Genomic DNA, 22,955 nt, shown 5'->3' on the forward strand with positions numbered 1-22,955 from the left:
GGTGCGGGGCACGCCGGCTCGCACGGTGTCTCCAACCCCGCACAGTGCGGACGGGAGGCCCGGCGCACCCCCGCCACGTCCGTCCCCCAGCACAGTGCGCGGCCGCGTCCCGGGCATGTGCGCACGGTGCGAGGTTGCTCACAGCGTGCGAGGTCGGCAGCACGGTGCGTCGCCAGAGGCTCGCACCGTGCCGCGGCCGCTGCACCGCCCGGAGAACCTCGCACGGTGCGGCGACAGGCGTGCGCCGCACCGCGCATGACCTCGCCGGGCCGCCGTCGCGTCTCGGGCACGTGCGCACCGTGCGAGGTTGACCGCAAGGTGCGAGGAACGAAGGTCCCACCATGTGGTGAACCTCGCACCGTGCAGCGACCGCACGACCGCACGACCGACCGCACCACCGCACGACCGACCTCACGACCCGAGGTCAGCGGGGCGCTGGACCGCCCCAGGGGGCTGCCGGCGGCTGCTGCTGGTCCGGACGGGGCTGAGCGCCGTACTGGCCGCCGTACTGCCCGTGGGGGTCCGGCCGGACCAGACCCTGTCCGTACGGGCCCTGCTGCGGCTGCTGCGGCCCCGGCTGCACGGTCGCGGGCGGGACGGCGTCGGCGGGCCGCACCGTCCCCGGCAGGCCGGACGTCGGCGCGGGGCCACGGTTCCGTCGCGGCCGCCCGAGCCACAGCCACGCCGCGGTCGCGCTCGCCAGGAGCATCACCGTGAACGGCACGCCGTTGCGGAGCGGGTTCGTGACGACGTCGATCACCAGTCGGGAACCGCCCGAGGTGATCGCCCCGAACGCGCCCGTGAAGACACCGACGAGCGCGAGGGCGATCGTCCCGGCAGCCCCGGCGAGCACGGCGCGGAGCAGCACGGTCGGCAGCGGACTGCGGCGGGCGATCGGGGTCAGGAACGCCAGCGCCAGGAACGCCCCCGCGTAGAACGGGAACGGCGCCAGGAACACCGAGGCGATGAAGCTGCCGACCAGGCTGGCACCTGCGCCGTAGTGCGCGAACGGACTGACGACGAGCGACGTCCCGATGAGCCCGACGATGCCGGACACGAACTCGACCAGCACGAGGGACACCACGGCGATGAGCGCCCCGGCGGTGTTGTTCACCGAGGCGCCGGGCGCGAAGGCCCGACGTGGGTCGGCCGGTGCACGAGGCGGTCGTGGCGGGGCGTAGGGCACCCCGGCAGCGGGCTGGACGCCGTGCGGCGGCTGCCCACCGAACGGCGGCACGGAACCACCGGCTCCCCCGGGCCCGGGCGGTGCGGGCTGCTGCCAGCCCGCACCGTAGTACCCACGATCCTGCTGCGGGTCACCGGGGTTCGTCACGCTCAGTTCCCCAGGATGACGGAGCCGTCGGTGTCCTCGCCGGAGGCACTCTCGGTCGTGGCCGGGGCGCTGATGCTCGGCGACGACACCCGGCGGGACCTCGAACGGCCCTGACCCGGCTGCTTCGGCTCGGGCAGCGCCTGGAGCACGGAGTCCAACAGCGACTCGGCGTCCGGGGCGACCTGGCGCGGCTCGCGCTTCGGGGCGGCGTTGAGCGGGATGTCCAGGATCGCGACCGTGTTGTCGGTCGGGGTCACCGTCGCGCTGGAGCTGACCCGACGGCGGGCCGGGGCCTTGGCCTTCGGCTCGGCAGCAGGAACAGCAGCAGCGTCGGCGACCGCCTGCTTCGGCGCAACCTGCTTCGGCTCGACAGCCGCCTCGACTGCGACGGGCGCCGACTCAGTGACCTCGGTGGCCTCGGTCGCGGCAGCGTTCGACTGCTCGCCGCTCCGTCCACCCCGGCCGCCACGGCGCCGACGCTTCGACCCGGTGGGCTGCTCGCCAGCACCGGAGTCGTCGGACGCGGACGTCGCGGCGGGGACGTCGGCCGAGGCCGGTGCCTCCGCCGAGGTCGGCGAAGCCGGCGAGTCCTCGTGCGGGATCGTCGAGGCGGCGATCCGCGACAGCGCGTTCTTCACGTCGTCGGTGATCTGGTGCGCCTGGCTCGACTGTCCGTTCGACGAACCGGAACCCGAGCCACCGCCGGAGTTGCCCCCGCCGTTGCCACCGTTGCCGTTGCCGGCGTTCCCGTTGCCACCGTTGCCGTTGCTGCCGGCACCGCTGCGCCCCTTGCGACGCCCCTTGCTCGGGCCCGGGTCGGCGTTGTTGTCGTTGACCTTCGCGTTGACCTCGTCGAGCGACTCGCGCAGGCCGACGCCGATCTTCTTGCGGGTCATCTGCACCAGGCCGAGCGAGGTGACCTCGGCGACCTGGTGCTTCGTGCGGTCGCGGCTCAGGCACTCGATCAGGCGACGGAGCACGAGGTCGCGGTTCTCCTCGAGCACCATGTCGATGAAGTCGACGACGATGATGCCGCCGATGTCGCGCAGGCGGAGCTGGCGGACGAGTTCCTCGGCGGCCTCGAGGTTGTTCTTCGTGACGGTCTCCTCGAGGTTGCCCCCGGAGCCGACGAACTTGCCCGTGTTGACGTCGACGACCGTCATGGCCTCGGTGCGGTCGATGACGAGCGAACCACCGGAGGGCAGCCAGACCTTGCGGTCGAGCGCCTTGTCGATCTGCTCGTTCAGGCGGTACTCCTCGAAGGAGTCCGGGCCCTCGTAGCGGACGACGCGGTCCTTCAGGTCGGGCGCGACGGCCGACAGGTACTCGTCGATGGTGCCGCCGGCAGCCTCGCCGTCGATGATGAGCTTCGTGAAGTCCTCGTTGAAGACGTCACGCACGATCTTGACGAGCAGGTCCGGCTCCGAGTGCAGCATCACCGGGGCCTGGCCACCGGCGACCTTCTTCTGGATGGCCTCCCACTGGCTGGTCAGGCGCTGCACGTCGCGGGTGAGCTGCTCCTCGGTCGCACCTTCGGCAGCGGTGCGCACGATGACGCCCGCGTGCTCCGGCAGGACCTCCTTGAGGATCTTCTTCAGGCGCGCACGCTCGGTGTCGGGCAGCTTGCGCGAGATCCCGTTCATCGAGCCGTTCGGCACGTAGACCAGGTAGCGACCGGGCAGCGAGACCTGGCTGGTCAGGCGGGCGCCCTTGTGGCCGACCGGGTCCTTCGTGACCTGCACGAGGACCTTGTCGCCCGGCTTGAGCGCGGCCTCGATGCGACGCCCGTGGCTGGTGTCGACCGAGTTCCAGTCGACCTCGCCGGCGTACAGCACGGCGTTGCGGCCGCGACCGATGTCGACGAAGGCGGCCTCCATCGAGGGCAGGACGTTCTGCACCTTGCCGAGGTACACGTTGCCGATCAGCGACACGTTCTCCGACTTGGTGATGTAGTGCTCGGCGAGGATGCCGTCCTCGAGCACGCCGATCTCGATGGTCGACGAACTGGAGCGGACGATCATCTGGCGGTCGACGCTCTCGCGGCGGGCGAGGAACTCGTCCTCGCTCACGACCTGGCGTCGGCGTCCGGCGTCACGGCCGTCGCGGCGGCGCTGCTTCTTCGCCTCGAGCCGGGTCGACCCCTTGATGCGCTGCGGCTCGGTGATGAGCTCGGGCTCGCGGCGGCGGGGCTCCTGGTGGTCGCGCGGCTCGCGGGGCGCACGGGCCTCGCGGTCGGCGCTGCTCCCCCGACGACGCGAGCGCCGGCGGGATCCGCCCTGCTCCTCGCGGTCCTCGGAGTCGTACCGGTCATCGCGGTCGAACCGGTCCTCGCGCTCCGAGCGCTCCGAGCGCTCGGAGCGGTCGTCTCGGTCGTCCTCGTCGCGCTCGTACCGCGCGGCACGACGCGGCAGCTCCGGCAGGACGGGGGCGTGGAAGATCAGGCTGAGCGTGCTCGTCGCCTTCGGGACGAACGGCTCGGCGGGGGCGGCGGGTTCGCTCGCCTCGGCCGTCGGCTCGGTCTCGGTCGGACGGGAGGCACCACTCGGCTCCGCCACGTCGGCTGCGGGCTCGGTCGGCTCGGCCTCGACCACCGGCAGGTCGCCGGTCAGCGTGCTCACGTCGTCCGGCTCGGCGCTCTGCGCGGAGACGGCCTCGACCGCGACGGACACGGCTTCTGCTGGTGCCCCGTCCGCCGGTGCCCCGTCCGTCAGTGCGAGGGGCTCGTCGACGGCAGGCACCTGCACGGCGTCGGCCTGGCCCTGCTGGCCGGACGACCGGGCGCGGCGTCCGCCGAACAGGCGGGTCCGACGCTTCGGGGCGTTCTCGTCGTTGGTCGTGTTGTCGTTGTTCTGCTCCACCATGGACTGGCGCACTCCTCGGCCCCACTCGCACCCTTGTCAGGCGGCGGGAATTCTTTGGTTGTGGCGGTGGCGTCGACGCCCCGCGCTCGCTGTCTTCGTGATCGGTCTGCGTCAACTTCTCGTTGCGTCCGCTGCCGTTCCGGTCCGGGCACCCGGCCCGGGTCGGCTCGGCGTCGGAGTGACGCTGTCCCGACCACGGTGCGCTCTCACCGCACCTGATCGTCCGGACACTGCCCCGTGGGGCACTGCCCGGAAAGCTCTCTTCGGTCTGCGGTTGCCCGCACGACCTCCGGCCAGTATCGCACGCCGCTCCCGGAAAGGACCGGAAGCCGCATGCGATGATGACGGCGTGAGCACGTCAGCGCCTGCCCCCCGTCGTCCGATCGCGATGGCCGTCTTCCTCTTGATCACCGGGTTCGTCGGCCTGTACGGGTCCTTCTCCCTGGTGCTCGACGAGTTCAAGAAGTACGCCGACCCCGACACGGTGCTCTCGTGCGACGTGAACCCGTTCATCAGCTGCTCGGACGTGATGGCGAGCTGGCAGGGTCACCTGTTCGGGTTCCCGAACCCACTGCTCGGCGTGATGGGCTTCGTCGCGCCGATCGCCGTCGCGGTGATGATGCTCGCGGGCTTCCGCAACGGTTCACGGTGGTTCTGGATCGCGTTCAACGCGGGCGTGTTCCTGGCGTGGGTCTTCGTGACGTGGCTCTTCACCCAGACCGTCTGGTTCATCGGCGCGCTGTGCCCGTGGTGCATGCTCGTGTGGTCGATGACGATCCCGATGTTCTGGGTGTTCACGATCTGGAACGCCGCGCAGGGCCGCTTCGGTGCCCGCACGCAGCGGGTCGGCCGGGCACTGCTCCCGTTCTGCTGGGCGTTCCCGCTGGCGAACTACCTGTTCATCATCGTGACGATCATCATCAAGTTCCCGACCATCCTGACGGTCTTCTGATCTACTGCTGGGCGTCCCCGATGCGGCGCCCATGACGCATCGATGACGCGTCACCGAATTCCTGGGGGCTTCCCAGGCGGGACGCCCGATCGACCTCCGTGCAGCACCTACGCTCGATCTCGATGAGCGAGAACGAGAGCAAGAAGGTCCGTCGTGACGCCGCCCGAGAGCGCGCTCGCGAAGCCCGGGTGCAGGAACAGGCGCGACGTCGCCGCAACAAGACGCTCGGGATCAGCGGCATCATCGTCGGCAGCCTGGCGGTCGTCGCCGTGGTCGTCCTGGTGATCGCGAACTCGGTGCAACCCGCTGGGCCGGGGCCGCGCAACATGGCGAGCGACGGCATCCTGTTCACCGGCCAGGGCGGCGAGATCGTGCCCGTCGAGACGAAGGCCACGCCCGACGGTGGGACCCCGACGGCGACGAAGCAGGACGACTCGGTGGCGAACATCACCGTGTACTCGGACTACATGTGTCCGTACTGCAACCAGTTCGAGACGGCGCAGATGGACCAGATCGAGCAGTGGGTGAAGGCTGGCTCTGCGACGCTCGAACTGCACCCGTTCAACCTGCTCGACCGGGTGTCGCTCGGGTCGAAGTACTCCACCCGCTCCGCCGCCGCGGCCGCCTGTGTGGCGAACTACAACCCGGACGCGTTCCTGGCGTACAACACGTCGCTCTACGAGAACCAACCATCCGAGAGCACCAAGGGCCTGACGAACGACGAGCTGGCGTCCCTGGCGAAGGACGCCGGCGCGACGAACGGCAAGGTCGCCTCGTGCATCACCGGGCAGCACTTCGCCGGGTGGGTCGCCGACGCCACGAACCGGGTGATGAACGACCCGATCCCGAACTCGTCACTCGACAAGGTGACGAGCACCCCGACGATCATCGTGAACGGCAAGCAGTTCACCGGTTCCCTGACCGACACCGACGCCTTCGCGTCCTTCGTCGAGCAGAACGGCGGCGCCGCGTAGGCACGAGGCAGCGCGACGACGAAGGCCCCCGCTTCCGGATGGAAGCGGGGGCCTTCGCTCGTGCGTGTGCTACTTCGCCGCGGCGTCGATCGCGGTGATGACCGTGCTGAGATTGTCGAGGCGCTTGCCGTTCACGACCACGGTTGGCGTGCCGAAGCCCAGCGTGCCCTGCAGTGCCTCGTCCGCGGTGACGAGCTTGGTGGACTTGGTCACCCAGCCCTTGAACTGCTCGGTCGACAGGCACTCGGAGACGTTCGACCCGGTCGCGCCGCCGGCTTTCACGAGCTTCGCGATCTCGGCGTTCGTCAGGCCCGACGTGCCCTCGGCGGGCTGGTTGTCGAAGAACTGCGTCTGGACGTCCAGGAACTTGTCCGGCGCGTAGTTCGCGACGCACATCGCGGCGTTCGCGGCGCGGCTGGCGTACCGCGAGCTCTGGTAGCTGCGGTCGAGGATCGACACCGGCTGGATGGCCAGCGTCGCGTCGCCCGACTTCACCTTGTCCAGGATCTGGTCGGCGTAGGCGGCCTCGAACTGCTTGCAGACCGGGCAGGCCCAGTCGACGTACTCGGTGACCGCGACCGCACCGTCGGTGTTCGACGTCGGAACGGCCGACGGGGTGCCCTTCGCGGTGACGGCCTTCGTGGTCACCGGGGTGACCTCGCCGCCCTCGCCGGTGAACTGGATCGCACCCGTGGCCATGTTCTTCGGCCCGGCAGCGGACACGGCGGGTGCGTTGTTCACGTTCACCACGACGAGCGTGATGATCGCGGCGATCGCGATGATGCCCAGGCCGATGCCGCCCTGCAGGAACCACTTGTTGCGGCGCTTGCGACGCTTCTCGGCATCAGCGCGCTGGCGGGAGACCTCACGCGCGTGCTGGCGACGCTCGTTCTTGGTGGGTCGGTCGTTGTTCGTCACGAGTCGTTCCCCCGGCGTCTCAGGCGAACCAGAGCGCGAGCTCGCGCGCCGACGACTCGGTGCTGTCCGACCCGTGCACCAGGTTCTGCTGCACCTTGAGGCCCCAGTCACGACCGAGGTCGCCACGGATGGTGCCGGGCGCGGCGCTGGTGGGGTCGGTGGTGCCGGCGAGCGACCGGAAGCCGGCGATCACGCCGTTGCCGGCGACGCGCACGGCGACGACCGGACCGGACTGCATGAACTCGACGAGCGGCTCGAAGAACGGCTTGCCCTGGTGCTCCTCGTAGTGCGCGTCCAACAGGTCGCGCGGCGCGGTGAGCATCTTCAGGTCGACGATCTCGTAGCCCTTCGACTCGATGCGGCGGAGGATCTCACCGGTGAGCTGGCGGGCGACGCCGTCGGGCTTGACGAGGACGAGGGTCTCTTCGAGGTCGGACACGCAGTACTCCTAGTGTGTTCGCGGGATCGGAGGGGTGATCAGTCCTCGCCCATGGCGGCCCGGCGCGCGGCGTTCTGACGGTCGAGTTGACCGCCCTTGACGAAGCAGAAGACCCACAGCGCCAGGAACACTACGGCGACCGCGAACATGAACGGTTCGATGAACCCGGTGGCGAGGATGGCCGCCTGCAGCAGCCAACCGAACCCTACACCGGCGGGGTTGCCGGTCAGGCGTGCGGCCAGCGCCAGCACGATCATCGCGCCGATGCCACCGCCGAACGCCAGGGCCGGCGGCAGGGTCCCCTTGCCGAACACGACGAGCATCGGGAAGAAGAACATGATCGCCTCGAGCACGAGCGCGATCGACAACAGGCTCTCCTGCGCCCCGCGGTCGCGTCGCGGCTTGCGGGTGCGCGGTGCACGCCCCGGCCGGGAGGTGGGCCCACGCGAGCCGGTTCCAGACGACCGCGGAGCTTGCGGAGAGGTCGGCTGGCCGTGCTCGTGGGGACTGGGTGCGTTCGTCACTTCGTCTCGCCTTCCCGGTGGACCAGGTCCATGACCGCACCCACCATCACGATGGAGCCCGCGACGAGCACGAGGGCGTCCTCGGCGTCCGCCTCGTCCGCCAGGTCGCGTGCCTGCTGGAGGGCGGCGGCGAGCGACGGCTCGACGACGACGCGGTCCGCGCCGACCTCGTCCACGACGACCTTCGCGAAGGCGTCCGCGTCGAGGGCACGCTCCCCCGGGGGCTGCGTGACGACGAAGGTCTCGACGGTGCCCTTCAGCGCGCGGACGAACCCGCGGGCGTCCTTGTCGCCGAGGATCCCGACGACGCCGACGACGTGCTCGGACGGGAACGCCACGGGCAGCGCCTCGGCCAGGGCCTTGGCGCCGTGCGGGTTGTGCGCCGCGTCGACCACGACGGTCGGGTCGGTGGCGATCGGCTGGAGTCGGCCGGGGCTGGTGGCACCGGCGAGGCCCTCGGACAGGACGTCCTCGTCGAGCGCCTGGGTACCCCGACCGAGGAACGACTCGACCGCGGCGATCGCGACGGCCGCGTTGTGCGCCTGGTGCCGCCCGAACAGCGGCAGGAACAGGTCGTCGTAGCGGCCGGCGATGCCCTGCACGGTGATGAGCTGACCGCCCACCGCCGGCGTCACGTCGACGACGCTGAAACCGGTGCCCTCGACCGTGAGGGTCGACTCGGTGAGCTCGGCGGCACGCTCGAGTTCGACGAGTGCCTCCGGGACCTGCTCGCTCGACACCACGGCGGACGACGGCTTGATGATCCCGGACTTGGTCCGCGCGATCTCCGCCACGGTGCTGCCGAGCTGCTTCGTGTGGTCGATGGCGATCGGCGTGAACACCGCGACCTGGCTCTGCACGACGTTGGTGGAGTCCCACTCGCCGCCCATGCCGACCTCGATCACGGCGACGTCGACCGGCGCCTCGGCGAAGCACGCCAGGGCCAGGACGGTCAGTGCCTCGAAGAAGGTGAGCGGGAGCTCGCCCTTGGCGGTGAGCTCCTGGTCGGTCAGTTCGAGGACCGGGGCGATGTCGTCCCAGTTCTCGACGAGCCGGCTCGGCTCGATCGGCTGCCCGTCGATGACGATGCGCTCCCGGATCGACACCAGGTGCGGGCTCGTCATCAGGCCGGTGCGCAGACCGTGGGCGCGGACGATGCTCTCGGTCGTGCGCGCGGTGGACGTCTTGCCGTTCGTGCCGGTGATGTGGATCACCGGGTACGCCAGGTGCGGGTCGCCGAGCAGCTCGACGGCGCGACGGGTCGCGGTCAGGCGGTGCTCGGGCGACTGCTCACCGATCCGGGCGTACAGGGCGGCCTCGACGCGCTTGACCTCGTCGTCGTCACCGCCGTAGGGCACGGCTTCGACCGGAGCGTCACCGGACGGCCCCACCGGGATCCGGATGCCGTCGTCGTCGTGCTGGTCGTGCTCGTCGTACTGGTCGTCGTCGCTCATGCGCGTGACACCTCCACGGTCACCTTCGCGCCGTCACCGACATCGGTGGTGGCGCCTGCCCCGAGGGGCACGATCTCGACGCTCGTCGCCAGGGTCTCCCCCGCGATGAGCTGCTGGTGGGTGCGCACCGACGCGTCGGCGGCATCGTCGACCCCGAGGGTCAGGACGATGCGGTCGCTGACGTCCAGGTCGGCGTCGCGTCGGGCCTGCTGGACGGCGCGGACGACGTCGCGGGCGAGCCCCTCGGCCTCGAGCTCGGGCGTGGTCACGGTGTCGAGCACCACGAAGCCGCCCTCGTCGAGGAACGCCACGGCGACCGACGGGTCGGCGACGGTGAGGTCGAGCGTGTACTCGCCCTCGACCAGGTCGACACCGCCGACGGTCACGCCGGACTCGGTCGCGGTCCAGTCGCCCTTCTTCGCGGCCGGGATCACCTGCTGCACGGCCTTGCCGATGCGCGGGCCGGCGACGCGGGCGTTGACGGTGAGCTTCCGCTCGATGCCGTACTGCGCCAGGGACTCCTCGGCCTGGGCCTCGAGCACGACCCGCTTGACGTTCAGCTCGTCGCGCAGGATGTCGGCGAACGGTTCGACCGCCGCCGGGTCCGGCACCACGAGGGTGAGCGTGGCGAGCGGCAGCCGGACGCGCTTGCCGGTCGCCTTGCGGAGCGCGAGGCCCTTCGAGGCGACGTCGCGCACGCGGTCCATCGCCGCGACGAGGGCGTCGTCGGCGGGGAACTCGGCCGCGTCGGGGAAGTCCGTCAGGTGCACGCTCCGACCACCGGTCAGGCCCTTCCAGATCTCCTCGGTGACGAGCGGGGCGAGCGGGGCCGCCACGCGGGTCAGGGTCTCGAGCACCGTGTACAGGGTGTCGAACGCCGCACGGGCGCCGTCCCCTGCCGCGCCGTCGGCCCCGGTCCAGAACTTGTCGCGCGACCGGCGGACGTACCAGTTCGTCAGCACGTCGGCGAAGTCGCGGACCGCCTGGGCCGCGAGCGGGGTGTCGAGCGCGTCGAGGTGCTGCTGCACGTCGGACACGAGCACCCGGGTCTTCGCGAGCAGGTACCGGTCGAGGACGTCGGTGCTGTCCGTCCGACGGGTGGCCTGGTACCCGTCCGGCCCGGAGGCGTTCGCGTAGAGGGTGAAGAAGTAGTACGTCGACCACAGCGGGAGCATGAACTCGCGGACGCCCTGGCGGATGCCCTCTTCGGTGACGACGAGGTTGCCGCCGCGGATCACCGACGAGGACATCAGGAACCAGCGCATGGCGTCGGCGCCGTCGCGGTCGAACACCTCGGAGACGTCCGGGTAGTTCCGCAGCGACTTCGACATCTTCTGACCGTCCGAGCCGAGGACGATGCCGTGGCTGATGACGTTCTTGAAGGCCGGTCGGTCGAACAGCGCGGTGGACAGCACGTGCATGACGTAGAACCAGCCGCGGGTCTGCCCGATGTACTCGACGATGAAGTCGGCCGGGTTGTGCGACTCGAACCACTCCCGGTTCTCGAACGGGTAGTGCACCTGGGCGTACGGCATCGACCCGGAGTCGAACCAGACGTCGAACACGTCGGTGATCCGGCGCATCGTCGAGTTCCCCGTGGGGTCGTCGGGGTTCGGGCGGGTCAGGTCGTCGATGAACGGGCGGTGCAGGTCGACCTCGCCGTCGGCGTTCAGCGGCAGGCGGCCGAAGTCGCGCTCGATGTCCTCGAGCGAGCCGTACACGTCGGTGCGCGGGTACTCGGGGTCGTCGGACTGCCACACCGGGATCGGCGTGCCGAAGTAGCGGTTGCGCGACACCGACCAGTCGATGGCGTTGCCGACCCACTTGCCGAACTGGCCGTCCTTGACGTTCTCCGGCACCCAGTTGATGTCCTGGTTGAGCTCGCCCATGCGGTCGCGGAAGTCGGTGACCCGCACGAACCACGACGACACGGCCTTGTAGATGAGGGGCTTCCGGCACCGCCAGCAGTGCGGGTAGCTGTGCTCGTAGGACGCCTGGCGGAGCAGGCGACCGGCGTCGCGGACAGCCTTGGTCAGCGGCTTGTTCGCGTCGGACCAGAGCATGCCGGCGACCTCGCCGAACTGCGAGGTGAAGACCCCGCCCTCGTCGAGCGAGAGCACCACGGGGATGCCGGCGGCGGCGCAGACCACCTGGTCGTCGGCACCGTAGGCCGGGGCCTGGTGCACGATGCCGGTGCCCTCGCCGGTCTCGACGTAGTCGGCGACCAGGATGCGCCAGGCGTGCTCCATGCCCTCGGTCTCGGCGAGGAAGTCGAACAGGCGCTCGTACTCGACGCCGTCGAGCTCCGCACCCGCCAGGGTGCGGACGACCGCGGCAGCGGCGTCCTCGGCCGTCTCGTAGCCGAGGTCCTTCGCGTAGGCGGCCACGGTGTCCGAAGCCAACAGGTAGGAGACGGAACCGGCGTCGGCACCGTCAGCCGCGCCTCCCGGCCCCGCAGGGAGCACCACGTACGAGACCGCAGGCCCGACGGCCAACGCGGCGTTCGTGGGCAGGGTCCAGGGGGTCGTCGTCCAGGCGAGCGCACGCACGCCGGCCAGCCCGAGCGACTCGGCGCGCGCACCCTGCAGCGGGAACGACACCGTGACGGACTGGTCCTGGCGCATCTTGTAGACGTCGTCGTCCATGCGCAGCTCGTGGTTCGACAGCGGCGTCTGGTCGTTCCAGCAGTACGGCAGGACCCGGAAGCCCTCGTACGCCAGGCCCTTGTCCCAGAGCTGCTTCCACGCCCACAGCACGCTCTCCATGAACGTGGTGTCGAGCGTCTTGTAGTCGTCCTCGAAGTCGACCCAGCGCGCCTGGCGGGTGACGTACTGCTGCCACTCGTCGGTGTACTGCAGCACGGACTTCTTGGCGGCGGCGTTGAACACGTCGACGCCCATCTCGTCGATCTCGTGCTTCTCGGTGATGCCGAGCTGGCGCATCGCCTCGAGCTCGGCGGGCAGCCCGTGGGTGTCCCAGCCGAAGCGGCGGTGCACCTGCTTGCCGCGCATGGTCTGGTAGCGCGGGAAGACGTCCTTCGCGTACCCGGTCAGCAGGTGACCGTAGTGCGGCAGGCCGTTCGCGAAGGGCGGGCCGTCGTAGAAGGTCCACTCGTCGCAGCCCTGGCGCTGGTCGATGGACGCCTGGAACGTGCCGTCGCCCTTCCAGAAGGCGAGGATCCCCCGCTCGACGGCGGGGAAGGACGGCGAGGGGACGACGCCATCGGCATCGGCGTTCAACGGGTACGGCACCGGGACTCCTTGTGGGTTCGCTCGATCTCCACGAGGACGGAGCACGCTCCGCGGTACCACCTCGCTTGCCACGCCGTGCTGTCCGCACGTCACGACCGCTCGTGTTCGGGTTCGGTGCGGCCCGGTCCGCCCGGTTCTACTGACGAGCCGCTCGCGCGGACCGCGTTCTTCCGGGAGCTCCCCGGTGATGGCCGGATCGACGCTCGTGTGACACGAGTTTAGCGGACGGGAGCATGCTGGAGGGATGCCCGACGACTCTGCCTCCGGCGAACGCCCGGAGTCCTCCCTCACCGTCATCATCGCCTTCGGCGCGAACCTGCTCGTCGCGATCGCGAAGACCGTCGCGTCGCTCATCTCGGGTTCGGCCTCGATGGTGGCCGAGGCGGCGCACTCGTGGGCGGACACCGGCAACGAGGTCTTCCTGCTCGTCGCCGAACGACGGGGCGCGCGGAAGCGTGACACCGCGCACCCGCTCGGGTACGGCCGCGAGACGTACATCTGGTCGATGTTCGCCGCGTTCGGGCTGTTCACCGCCGGCGCCATCGTGTCGATCTACCACGGCATCTCCGAGCTCGGCGAGACGGGTCCGGCCGAGGACGTCCTGCTCAACTACATCGTGCTCGCGCTGTCGTTCTGCCTCGAGGGCACGAGCTTCCTGCAGGCCTACCGCCAGGCGCACGGAGCGGCGACGAAGCGCAAGGTGCCGGTGCTGCGCCACGTGCTGCAGTCCTCGAACCCGACACTGCGGGCCGTGTTCGCCGAGGACGCCGCTGCGCTCATCGGCCTCGTCGTCGCCTTCCTCGGGGTGTTCCTGCACCAGATCACCGGCCTGGCGATCTTCGACGCGATCGGTTCCATCGCGATCGGCGTGCTGCTCGGGGTCGTGGCGATCATCCTCATCGACCGCAACCGCCGCTTCCTGCTCGGCGAGAGCACGTCGCCCGAGCTCGAGAACGCCGTGCTCGTCGAGCTGCTCGGCCGCTCGCAGATCGAGCGCGTCACCTACCTGCACCTGGAGTTCGTCGGACCGTCGCGGGTGTACCTCGTCGCGGCCGTCGACCTGACGGGCAACGAGAACGAGGAGCACGTCGCGGTGCGGTTGCGCGACGTCGAGAAGTCGCTCGAGGACAGCCCGTACATCGAGGAGGCCGTGCTGACGCTGAGCTACCCGGGCGACGCCTCGCTGCGGCCGACGAGCGACGAGGTGCCCGAGGTCGTGCGTGACGGGACGGCCTCGGACGTGGCCGCCGGCGGAGCGGGGACGCTGCGCACCGACTGAGATCCGGCGGGGACGGCATCGCGGGAGAGATCGACAACATTGCATATGTTAATATTGCATTTCCTCGCAGTTCCGCCCCTCTCCTCCCGAACAGGACCATGCCGACTCCCGATCTCCCGTCCGTCGTCCTCCACGCCTCGGGCAACTCACACCACTCCCACCAGGTCATCGCCGGGTACATCGCACTCGCGCGCAACCGCGAGTTGGACCTCCGCATCACGTGGTCCCGCCGCGACCCGGCGCTGCCGTCCAACGCCTGGCTCCTCGCCGAGGTCGACGGCCTCAGGATCGGCTACGACCTGGACGACGGAGACATCCTCGACCCCGTCGTCGTCGATGCGTTCGCGGACGACGTGGACGTGCTGTTCCGCCGGAGCCGGCCGATCACCCCGAACGACACCTACCGCACCGGCGCCGAGCACCGAGCGCTGGGCCTCAACTACCACGCGACGTCGCGGCACCCGTACTTCTGGAACGCCGCGTTCCGGAGCAACGTCGGACCACGCCGCTTCGGCGCGCTCGCCGTGGCCGAGTGGAGCCGATCCGCTCGGCTCCGCGTCGGCGACCAGCAGTCCGACAACGGGCAGATCCTGTTCCAGACCAGACTGTGGGAGCCCGAGACGAGGACGACGGGTCTCACCGCCAAGGAACGGTGGCGCGCGGACGATCGCAACGCGATCAACCTGGAGCGCATCGAGTTGATCCGCGCCCTGAAAGCCGAGTTCGGTGACCGGTTCCAGGGAGGACTCAGTCCGACGGACCACGCGCTTGCGGTCGCCCCGGAGCTCGTGCTCCCAGCCAGCCGGTCGAACCCTGCCACGTTCCTCCGCGCCTCGAGGGCGGCCCGGGTCTGCATCACCACGAGGGGGCTGTGGAACTCGAACGGCTGGAAGCTCGCCGAGTACCTCGCGCAGGGCTGTGCGGTCGTCTGCGAACGACCGACGCACGAGGCCCCCGGCCTCCGAGAAGGACACGAGTACCTCGGGTTCTCCTCCGTCGACGAGGCACTGGACGCCGTGCACCGCCTGGATGCGGACACCGCAGGGCGCTCCCGCCTCCGGACGGAGGCCCGGCGGTACTTCGACGGGTACGTGGAACCGTCGGCCCTCGTCCGTCGATCGCTCCGGGTCGCCGCGTCGGGTCAGGACAGCGGCCCGGCGGTGGGGACCGAAGTCGTCGCCTGACGACCCCTCCCCGTCAGCGGGCGTCGAGGCCGGCGACCACCGGGGTCAGCGCCGCCGCGACGTACTCGACGAGCGGCCGACGAGCCACCCCGTCGGCGACCCACACCCCGAACGCCGCCGCCGCCGCCCCGAGCACAGCGCCAGAGACCGTCTGCGGCCAGAGCGACCCCGGCTGGTCCCCCGTGCGCCCGGCCACGAAGGCCGCGACGGCCCCGTGCTGCGCCATCACCCGGACGGCGACCCCGGCGACGAGCTCGGAGCCGATGCCCATCACCTCGGCCTGCGCGACCGCCCACGGCACCCGCTCGGGGTCGTGGGCCCGGGCCGCGGCGAGCAGGGCCTGCTCCACCGCACGCACCGCACTGGGTTCGGTCGAGGCCGCCAGGTACCCGGGCAGCCCCGCGACCGCGGCGTCGAGCTCGAGCCACATCACGTCGGACTTCGCCGTGAAGTAGTTGAAGAACGTCGCGCGGCTGACCCCCGCACGCACGGCGATCTGGTCGACCGTGGTGCGTGCGTACCCCTGCTCGAGGAACAGCTCGGCAGCGGCGTCCGCGAGGACCTCGGCGCTCGAGCGTCGGGGCCGGCCACCGCGGCGGATCGGTTCGTCCATGGGCCCCAGTAAACCGCTAGACTCGTCCAGCCATGATCTTGGACTCAGTACAGAAAACCGTCGCCGCCGTCGCGAGCGCCACAGCCGTCGTCCTCGTCCTCGCGGGGTGCAGCGGCGCCGGGACGAGCACCACGAGCAGCAAGCCGGTGAGCGGCGGGACCCTGACGTACGCCTCCGGCGACGCCGAGCCCACCTGCCTCGACCCGCACGTCGGCGGCAACTACCCGCAGGCGCTCCTGGCGACGCAGTACATCGAGGAGCTCGTCGGGCTCGAGGACGGCGAGCCGACGCCCGAGCTCGCGACGAAGTGGACCACGAGCGACGACGGCAAGACCCTCACCTTCACACTGCGCGACGACGTCACCTTCACCGACGGCACCCCGTTCGACGCCGCCGCCGTCGTGGCGAACATCGAGCACGTGCAGGACCCGGCCACCGCGTCGAGCACCGGCTACCTCGCGCTGCAGTCCATCACGAAGGCGACGGCCACCGACGACCACACCGTGACGCTCACCCTGAGCCGTCCGGACAGCGCGCTGCTCGAGTCCTTCTCGCAACCGTGGGTCGGCATGGAGTCCCCGAAGGCGCTCGAACGCGAGCAGGCGACGAACTGCGAGTCCCCCGTCGGCACCGGCCCGTTCGAGGTCACCGGATGGAAGCACGGCGACCGCGTCACCTTGACGAAGAACAGCGACCACTGGGGCAAGACGAAGCCGCGCCTGTCCGGCATCACGTGGCGGTTCCTGCCCGACTCGACGTCGCGCTACGCGGCGCTGCAGTCCGGCCAGGTCGACGTCATCGACAACGCGCAGCCCGACCAGCTCAAGGCAGCGTCGGCGAAGGGCGCCATCCGCGACCTCGACGCCCCGCGCCCCGGTGCCTCGAACCGCCTCGAGCTGAACTCCGGCCACGGCGTGTTCCGTGACGAGGCCGTGCGGCAGGCGTTCATCGCGGGTGCCGAGATCGACCCCGGCCTGCAGTCGCTGTTCCTCGGCACCGCGAAGCGCTCGTACTCCGTGCTCTCGAGTGCCGAACCGCTGGCGTACTCGGAGAAGAGCCGGTTCGACTACTCACCGACGAAGGCGGAGCAGCTGCTCGACGACGCCGGCTGGAAGGTCGGGTCGGACGGCATCCGGCAGAAGGACGGCCAGCAGCTCACCGTGACGTTCCCGGTGTCGACGAACCAGTCGGTGCCGGCCGAGCGCAGCCTGTTCCAGCAGATCCAGGCGTCCGAGAAGGCCGTCGGGTTCAAGGTCGTGCTCGACGAACTCGACCTGTCCAGCTGGTACGCGGCCCTCGCGGCGAACGAGTACGACGTCGTCAGCGCCCCGTACACGAAGGTCGGCCCCGACGTCCTGCGGATCCTGTACGACAGCGCGAGCATCGAGCCGGCGCCGTCCGGGTACTTCGCGAACCTCGCGCAGCTCGACGACCCCGCGCTCGACACCCTGCTCGAGCAGGCGGCCCGCACCTCGGACGCCGACGAGCGCGCCGACCTGTACCAGCAGGCGCAGAAGACGATCCTGGCGAGCGACACCGTGCTGCCCCTCTACGACCAGCAGAACCACTTCCTGGTGGGCTCGGCCGTGCACGGCATCCAGACGACCTCGGTGTCCACGCCCTGGTTCGGCACGGCCTGGATCGACCGCTGACGCGGATGCCCTGGGTGTGGTGGGCCGTCCGACGGCTCGCGGGCGGGATCGGCGTGCTCTGGGCCGTCGCGACGATCGTGTTCGTCGCGATCCGGCTCATCCCCGGCGACCCCGCACTCGCGATCCTCGGTGGTCCGGGCTCGCAGGCCTCCGCCGAGGCCGTCGCCCAGGTCCGGCACGAGTACGGCCTCGACCAGCCGGTGCTCGTGCAGTACGCGGTGTTCCTCGGACGCCTCGCCACCCTGCAGCTCGGTGACTCGTACGCCTTCCGCACCCCGGTCGCGACGCTGCTCGGCCAGCAGCTGCCCGTCACACTCACCCTGGCGGTGGCCGGGCTCGTCGTCGCCTGGGTCCTGGCGATCGTCGCGGCCTGGTGGTCGACGCAGCGCGGTCGGTTCGCAGCCGGGCTGACGAGCGCGCTGAGCGTCACCGCGAGCGTGATGCCGCACTTCTGGCTCGGCAGCGTGCTCATCGTGGTGTTCGCGAGCGCCCTCGGTTGGGTGCCCGCCGTCAGCGACGGAACCGTGCGCGGCTGGGTGCTCCCGGTGCTGACGGTGGCCGTCCCGGTCGCTGGGTACCTGGCCGAGACCGTGCGCGACGGGGTCGTCGACGCGCAACGGTCCGCCTTCGCCCTCGCCGCGCGGGGCCGTGGTGAGACCCGCCTCGGGCTGTTCGCCCGGCACCTGCTCCGCCACGCGGCGCTGCCCGGGATCGCCCTGTCCGCCTGGGCCTTCGGGTCCCTCGTGTCCGGCGCCGTCGTCGTCGAGTCCGTGTTCGCGCTGCCCGGCATCGGTCGCGCCCTGGTGACCGCGGTGACGCAGCGGGACATGCCGCTCGTCGCCGGCATCGCGCTGGTGTCCGCTGCCGCCTACGTCGTCGTGCTCGCGATCGCCGACCTCGTCGAACGTGTCGTCGACCCGCGCACCGGCGCCCCGCGCCCCCGCACCCCGCGAGCCGCGCGACGCCGTGGACCCGGCCCCGAGGCGGCGGCGCGGTGAGCGGCATCGCCGAGCCGAGCCTCCTGGCCGGTGAACCGGTCGACGGACGACCGGCAGCAGCACGTCGCCGGCGACGGGGCCTCGGCGTCCCCGGAGCCGTCGCGGGTGCCGTGGTCCTGCTCGCCGTCGTGGCGGCCGCGTGGCCGGCGCTGCTCGGCGGCGCGGACCCGCTCGCCGTGCACCCGTCCGAGGCGCTCCTCACACCGAGCGGCGCGCACCCCTTCGGCACCGACGAATCCGGACGCGACGTCCTGTCCCGGGTCGTCGCCGGCACGCGGGCCTCGCTCGTCGTCGGTGTCGCCGCGACCCTGATCGGCGGCGGGACCGGCGTCGTGCTCGGGGTCGTCGCCGGACTGGGCGCCGGCGCCGGACGCATCGGCCGACTGCTCGACGCCGTGATCGGCCGCGTCACCGAGGTCGCGTTCGCCCTGCCGCTGCTGCTCGTCGCCCTGGTGGTCATCGCCGTCACCGGCCCCGGCCCGGTCCCCGCCGTGCTCGCCGTCGGCTTCGCCACCGCCCCCGGCTACGCCCGCATCGTCCGTGGTCTGGTGCGTGCCGCCCGGTCGTCGCAGGTCGTCGAGACCGCCGTGCTGCTCGGCCGCTCCCCCGTCCGCATCGTGGTCCGGCACGTCCTGCCCACCGCGCTCTGGCCCGTCGTCGCGGTCGCGACGCTCGGCGTCGGTCAGGCGATCGTCTGGGCCTCGGCGCTGAGCTACCTCGGCGTCGGCACACCACCTCCGGCTCCGGAGTGGGGCGCGATGCTCGCCGACGGCCGGACCTACCTGCAGACCGCACCGTGGATGAGCACCTTCCCCGGGCTCGCCATCGTGGTGCTCGCGACCGCCGTCACCGTGCTCGGTCGCGCGATCCGCCGAACAGGAGTCGTCCGATGACCACCGTCCTCGAGGTCCAGGCGCTGCACGTCGCCATCGCGGGCACGTCGATCGTGCACGACGTCGCCCTGCGGGTCGACGCCGGTGAGTGCGTCGCCCTGGTCGGCGCGTCCGGCTCCGGCAAGACCGTCACCGCCCGCGCAGCGCTCGGCCTGTCCGCACCCGGCTCCGCCGTCCGCGCCGACGCCTTCACCGTCGCCGGCCTCGACGTCCGCGCGTTCTCCGATCGTCGGTGGCGCCAGGTACGCGGGTCGCGGGTCGGCTACGTCGGCCAGGAGGCCCTGGGCGCGTTGGACCCGCTGCGTCCCGTCGGACGCGAGGTCGCCGACAGCCTCCGCCTGCACACCGAGATGGGTGCGGCCGAGCGCGTGGACGCCGTGCGCGATGCCCTGCGCGCGGTGGGCCTCGACCCGGACATCGCGACCGACGGCCGACTCGCCGGCACGCTGTCGGGCGGGATGCGGCAGAGGGCCCTCATCGCCGCGGCCACCATCGGGTCGCCGGCGCTCGTGGTCGCCGACGAGCCCACGACCGCACTGGACGCCGGGGTCGCGGTCACCGTGATGGAGCAGCTGCGGGCGGCACAGCAGCGCGGGGCGGGGCTGCTCGTGATCACGCACGACCTCGGGCTCGTCGCGGGGTGGGCCGACCGGGTGGCCGTCATGCACGAGGGACGGATCGTCGAGCAGGGCCCGGTCGCCTCGGTGTTGCAGGATCCGCAGCACGCCGCGACGCAGGCCCTGGTGCGCACGGCGCACGGTGCCGATCTGGTCGGCCGGTGCGAGGTTGCCCGCTCCGTGCAGGCCTCTGACGACGCACCGAGCGGGCAACCTCGCACCGAGCGCACGTCCACGCACCGTGCGCCGATCGGCGACCGCGGCACCCAGCGCGCAACCTCGCACGGTGCGAGGGAGGTGCTCGTCGCCGAGGGGCTCGCGCGCGACTACGAGGGCGTCCGCGCCGTCGACGATGTGTCGTTCGGGCTCGACCGCGGGCGGGTGCTCGGGGTGATCGGCGCCTCGGGGTCGGGCAAGACCACCCTGGCGCGGGTGCTGCTCGGGCTCGAGGTGCCCGACGCCGGCACGGTGTCCCTCGACGGAGCGCCGTGGGTACCACTCCCCGAACACGACCGACGACCCCGACGCCACCGGGTCGCGGCCGTCGTGCAGGACCCCGGCGCCACGTTCGACGAGCGGTGGTCGGTCGAACGGGTCCTCGCCGACGCGTTCTCGCGGGGCGACGACCGCCGCGCCCATGGCTCCCTCGCCGCCCGGGTGGACGCAGCCCTGCGCCAGGTGGACCTCGACCCGGCGCTCCGGCCGCGGTCGCCGCTGACCCTCTCCGGCGGGCAACGACAACGCCTGGCGATCGCCCGGGCGTTGGCCACCGACCCCGAGGTGATCGTCCTCGACGAACCGGTCACCGCCCTCGACGCCACCGTGCAGGACGCCGTGCTGACCCTGCTCGAGCGGCTCCGCGACGACACCGGCGTGGCGATGGTGTTCGTCTCGCACGACCTGCGGGCCGTGCGCCGGATGGCCGACGACGTGCTCGTCGTGCACCGGGGCGCGGTCGTCGAGCACGGCCCCGCCGCGACGGTGTTCGCGCGCCCGGCGCACCCTGTGACCGCGCACCTGCTGCAGGCCGCCGAGCGGCTGGCCGCCGGCCCGAGTCTCGCGCAGGGCGACCAGCCTCAGGCCGCAGGCCGCGAGGCCGGTCGCTGACGCCGAGTCCCGTGGCCGGGGGCCACGTGCCCTGAACGTGACCGGAGGCCCGGCGCGCGTCCGTGGCGGACGTGCACCGGGCCTCCTGGCCGGGTCTGACCTGCGTCAGGAGTCGGCGGACTCCTTCTTCGGCGTGTCACCCGAGATGATCGGGATCTCACTCGTCGCGAACTCCTTCGCCCAGTCGGACTGCGCGAACTCGGACGTCGGGTCGTTGTAGTCGTCGATCACGCCGGCGACCTCGTCCTCGGAACCGACCGTCGGGCCGGAGCCCATGAGCGGAGTGGATGCGGTCTCCTTGGTGAAGTACACCGCGACCAGCCCGATGACGGCGGCCAGCATCAGGTAGAAGGCCGGGATGTCCTCGGCCCAGCCGTAGCCGGCGTCCTTCGCAGCGTTGATGAGCGCCGAGGTCGCGAGCGGGGTGGTCCCACCGAACAGCGACACCGAGACGTTGAACGCGATCGCGAGGGCGCCGTAGCGGATGATCGTCGGGAACAGCGCGGGCAGCGTCGACGGCATGGTCGAGGTGAACGTGACGAGCACGACACCGAGGATCAGCAGGCCGGAGAAGACCCCGACGCCCGTGCCGGTCTGGACGAGCTTGAGGGCCGGCCAGGACAGCAGGATGAAGCCGATGCAGCCGGCGGCGAGGACCGGGCGACGACCGAACTTGTCGGACAGCCGGCCACCGAACGTGATGACGACCATCATGAGCAGCATCACGACGACGATCAGGATGAGGCCGAACGTGGCGTTCTGGCCGAGGTTCTGCTCGAGGTAGGTCGGCATGTACGACAGCAGCATGTAGTCGGTCACGTTGAAGACCAGGACCAGGCCGATGCAGATGATGAGCGCGCGCCAGTTCTCGGCGAAGAGCTTGAGGAACGGGGTCTTCTGCCCCTCGCGCTCGGCGGCCTGCTCCTGCTGCTTCTGGAAGGCCGGGGTCTCCTCGAGCTTGAGGCGCAGGTACAGCCCGATCAGGCCGAGCGGGCCCGCGATGATGAACGGGATGCGCCAGCCCCAGCTGAGCAGGGCGTCCTCGGACAGGCCGAACTGCAGGCCGGTGACGATCGACGCGCCGAGCACGTAGCCGGCCAGGGTGCCGAACTCGAGCCACGAGCCCATGAACCCACGGCGCTTGTCGGGCGAGTACTCGGCGATGAAGGTCGCGGCGCCGCCGTACTCACCGCCGGTCGAGAAGCCCTGCACGAAGCGGGCCACGAGCAGCAGGACCGGAGCCCAGAAGCCGATCGAGTCGTACGACGGGATCAGGCCGATCATCAGCGTGCCGGCGGCCATCAGGATCATCGTCAGCGCGAGGACCTTCTGCCGGCCGATCCGGTCGCCGATCGGACCGAAGACGGCGCCACCGATCGGTCGGACGATGAACGCCGCGGCGAAGAACCCGAAGGTCGCGACGATGTTCGCGGCCGGGTCGCCCTGCGGCAGGAAGACCTGCGAGATCGTGACGGTCAGGTACGCGAAGATGCCGAAGTCGAACCACTCCATCGCGTTGCCGAGGGCGGCAGCTGCCACGGCGCGCTTGAGCAGCGACTCCTCGACGACGGTGACGTCGTCCTTCGTCAGCTTGCGCCGAGCGCGCTTCGCAGCGCCCTTCGAGCGCAGCGGTCGGTCGCCGTGCGGCAACGGCCGATCGCCGTGCGGGTGGGGTGCGTCGTTCGGTGCCAAGTCGTTCCTCCGGTGTGCGGTGCGTCCTTCGGGCGTCCGGCGGACGGCAACGGTGCAGTTCCTGCGAACCCGCGCTCGCCGGACAAACTCCGACAGACTACCAGGTCTCCGGCGTGTCCGACAGGTCGGTGTGGTAATCGCCGCTCCCGGCACTCGTGAGCCGCGTCGGTCCTGCCCGCTACGATTGGGGCACCTCGCATCGAGCGGGGACACT

The 22,955-nt window shown here is 71.1% G+C and carries 17 protein-coding genes; 8 read left to right on the top strand and 9 right to left on the bottom strand.

Translation table 11 applies throughout. The features are described from left to right. Window positions 1–424: 424 nt before the first annotated feature. Together ITJ60_RS12305 and ITJ60_RS12310 are read right to left on the bottom strand one after the other, a co-directional pair. The gene (locus ITJ60_RS12305; protein WP_194648124.1) at window positions 425–1,333 is read right to left on the bottom strand and encodes a hypothetical protein; all 909 of its coding nucleotides are present in this window, start codon (window positions 1,331–1,333) and stop codon (window positions 425–427) included. 2 nt (window positions 1,334–1,335) lie between these two features. After that, window positions 1,336–4,194, bottom strand: coding sequence for an Rne/Rng family ribonuclease (locus ITJ60_RS12310; protein WP_194648125.1), 2,859 nt, complete (start codon window positions 4,192–4,194; stop codon window positions 1,336–1,338). A gap of 349 nt (window positions 4,195–4,543) precedes the next feature. On the opposite strand from ITJ60_RS12310, the gene ITJ60_RS12315 reads away from it, so the two are divergent. After that, window positions 4,544–5,146 carry a vitamin K epoxide reductase family protein gene (locus ITJ60_RS12315; protein ID WP_243649877.1) on the top strand — a complete coding sequence of 201 codons (603 nt, stop codon included), beginning with the start codon at window positions 4,544–4,546 and terminating at the stop codon, window positions 5,144–5,146. Window positions 5,147–5,268: 122 nt separating this feature from the next. After that, entirely contained in the window at window positions 5,269–6,120 is an 852-nt protein-coding gene (locus tag ITJ60_RS12320; RefSeq protein ID WP_194648126.1) for a DsbA family protein, read from the top strand. A gap of 69 nt (window positions 6,121–6,189) precedes the next feature. Here ITJ60_RS12320 and ITJ60_RS12325 read toward each other — a convergent pair whose 3' ends face one another. The 5 genes from ITJ60_RS12325 to ileS form a co-directional block, all read right to left on the bottom strand. Next, on the bottom strand, window positions 6,190–7,038 hold the full coding sequence (locus ITJ60_RS12325) for a DsbA family protein (RefSeq protein WP_194648127.1): 849 nt from the start codon (window positions 7,036–7,038) through the stop codon (window positions 6,190–6,192). Between the two features lie 19 nt (window positions 7,039–7,057). Beyond that, window positions 7,058–7,477, bottom strand: a complete 420-nt coding sequence (gene ndk, locus ITJ60_RS12330) for a nucleoside-diphosphate kinase (protein ID WP_111084529.1) — start codon at window positions 7,475–7,477, stop codon at window positions 7,058–7,060. 38 nt (window positions 7,478–7,515) lie between these two features. Further along, window positions 7,516–7,845 (bottom strand): DUF4233 domain-containing protein, encoded by a 330-nt coding sequence (locus ITJ60_RS12335; protein ID WP_194648128.1) that lies wholly within the window; start codon window positions 7,843–7,845, stop codon window positions 7,516–7,518. Between the two features lie 152 nt (window positions 7,846–7,997). Next, entirely contained in the window at window positions 7,998–9,455 is a 1,458-nt protein-coding gene (locus tag ITJ60_RS12340) for a bifunctional folylpolyglutamate synthase/dihydrofolate synthase (protein ID WP_194648129.1), read from the bottom strand. Continuing rightward, window positions 9,452–12,706, bottom strand: a complete 3,255-nt coding sequence (ileS, locus tag ITJ60_RS12345; protein ID WP_194648130.1) for an isoleucine--tRNA ligase — start codon at window positions 12,704–12,706, stop codon at window positions 9,452–9,454. The genes ITJ60_RS12340 and ileS overlap by 4 nt, the downstream gene beginning before the upstream one ends. Window positions 12,707–12,950: 244 nt before the next feature. Between ileS and ITJ60_RS12350 the strand changes: the two genes are divergently transcribed. Then, a complete protein-coding gene (locus ITJ60_RS12350; RefSeq protein WP_194648131.1) occupies window positions 12,951–13,985 on the top strand; it encodes a cation diffusion facilitator family transporter in 1,035 nt (344 codons plus the stop codon). Window positions 13,986–14,083: 98 nt separating this feature from the next. Beyond that, window positions 14,084–15,169 carry a glycosyltransferase gene (locus ITJ60_RS12355; protein WP_194648132.1) on the top strand — a complete coding sequence of 362 codons (1,086 nt, stop codon included), beginning with the start codon at window positions 14,084–14,086 and terminating at the stop codon, window positions 15,167–15,169. 13 nt (window positions 15,170–15,182) lie between these two features. Here ITJ60_RS12355 and ITJ60_RS12360 read toward each other — a convergent pair whose 3' ends face one another. Next, the gene (locus tag ITJ60_RS12360) at window positions 15,183–15,782 is read right to left on the bottom strand and encodes a TetR/AcrR family transcriptional regulator (RefSeq protein ID WP_194648133.1); all 600 of its coding nucleotides are present in this window, start codon (window positions 15,780–15,782) and stop codon (window positions 15,183–15,185) included. 32 nt (window positions 15,783–15,814) lie between these two features. Between ITJ60_RS12360 and ITJ60_RS12365 the strand changes: the two genes are divergently transcribed. From ITJ60_RS12365 to ITJ60_RS12380, 4 genes are read left to right on the top strand one after another with little or no spacing between them, the layout of a single operon-like run. After that, window positions 15,815–17,434, top strand: a complete 1,620-nt coding sequence (locus tag ITJ60_RS12365) for an ABC transporter substrate-binding protein (protein WP_194648134.1) — start codon at window positions 15,815–15,817, stop codon at window positions 17,432–17,434. A 5-nt stretch (window positions 17,435–17,439) separates the two neighbouring features. Beyond that, the gene (locus tag ITJ60_RS12370; protein WP_194648135.1) at window positions 17,440–18,432 is read left to right on the top strand and encodes an ABC transporter permease; all 993 of its coding nucleotides are present in this window, start codon (window positions 17,440–17,442) and stop codon (window positions 18,430–18,432) included. Next, complete coding sequence (locus ITJ60_RS12375; RefSeq protein ID WP_323749169.1) at window positions 18,429–19,325, top strand: ABC transporter permease; 897 nt, start codon at window positions 18,429–18,431, stop codon at window positions 19,323–19,325. Before ITJ60_RS12370 ends, ITJ60_RS12375 begins: the two co-directional genes overlap by 4 nt. Beyond that, a complete protein-coding gene (locus tag ITJ60_RS12380) occupies window positions 19,322–21,049 on the top strand; it encodes an ATP-binding cassette domain-containing protein (RefSeq protein ID WP_194648136.1) in 1,728 nt (575 codons plus the stop codon). The genes ITJ60_RS12375 and ITJ60_RS12380 overlap by 4 nt, the downstream gene beginning before the upstream one ends. A 105-nt stretch (window positions 21,050–21,154) precedes the next feature. Here the strand turns inward: ITJ60_RS12380 and proP are convergent, their stop codons facing one another. Further along, a complete protein-coding gene (proP, locus tag ITJ60_RS12385) occupies window positions 21,155–22,741 on the bottom strand; it encodes a glycine betaine/L-proline transporter ProP (RefSeq protein WP_228510188.1) in 1,587 nt (528 codons plus the stop codon). Window positions 22,742–22,955 lie beyond the last annotated feature (214 nt).

The organism is Curtobacterium sp. VKM Ac-2884, from assembly GCF_015350945.1.
Classification (GTDB): Bacteria; Actinomycetota; Actinomycetes; order Actinomycetales; family Microbacteriaceae; genus Curtobacterium.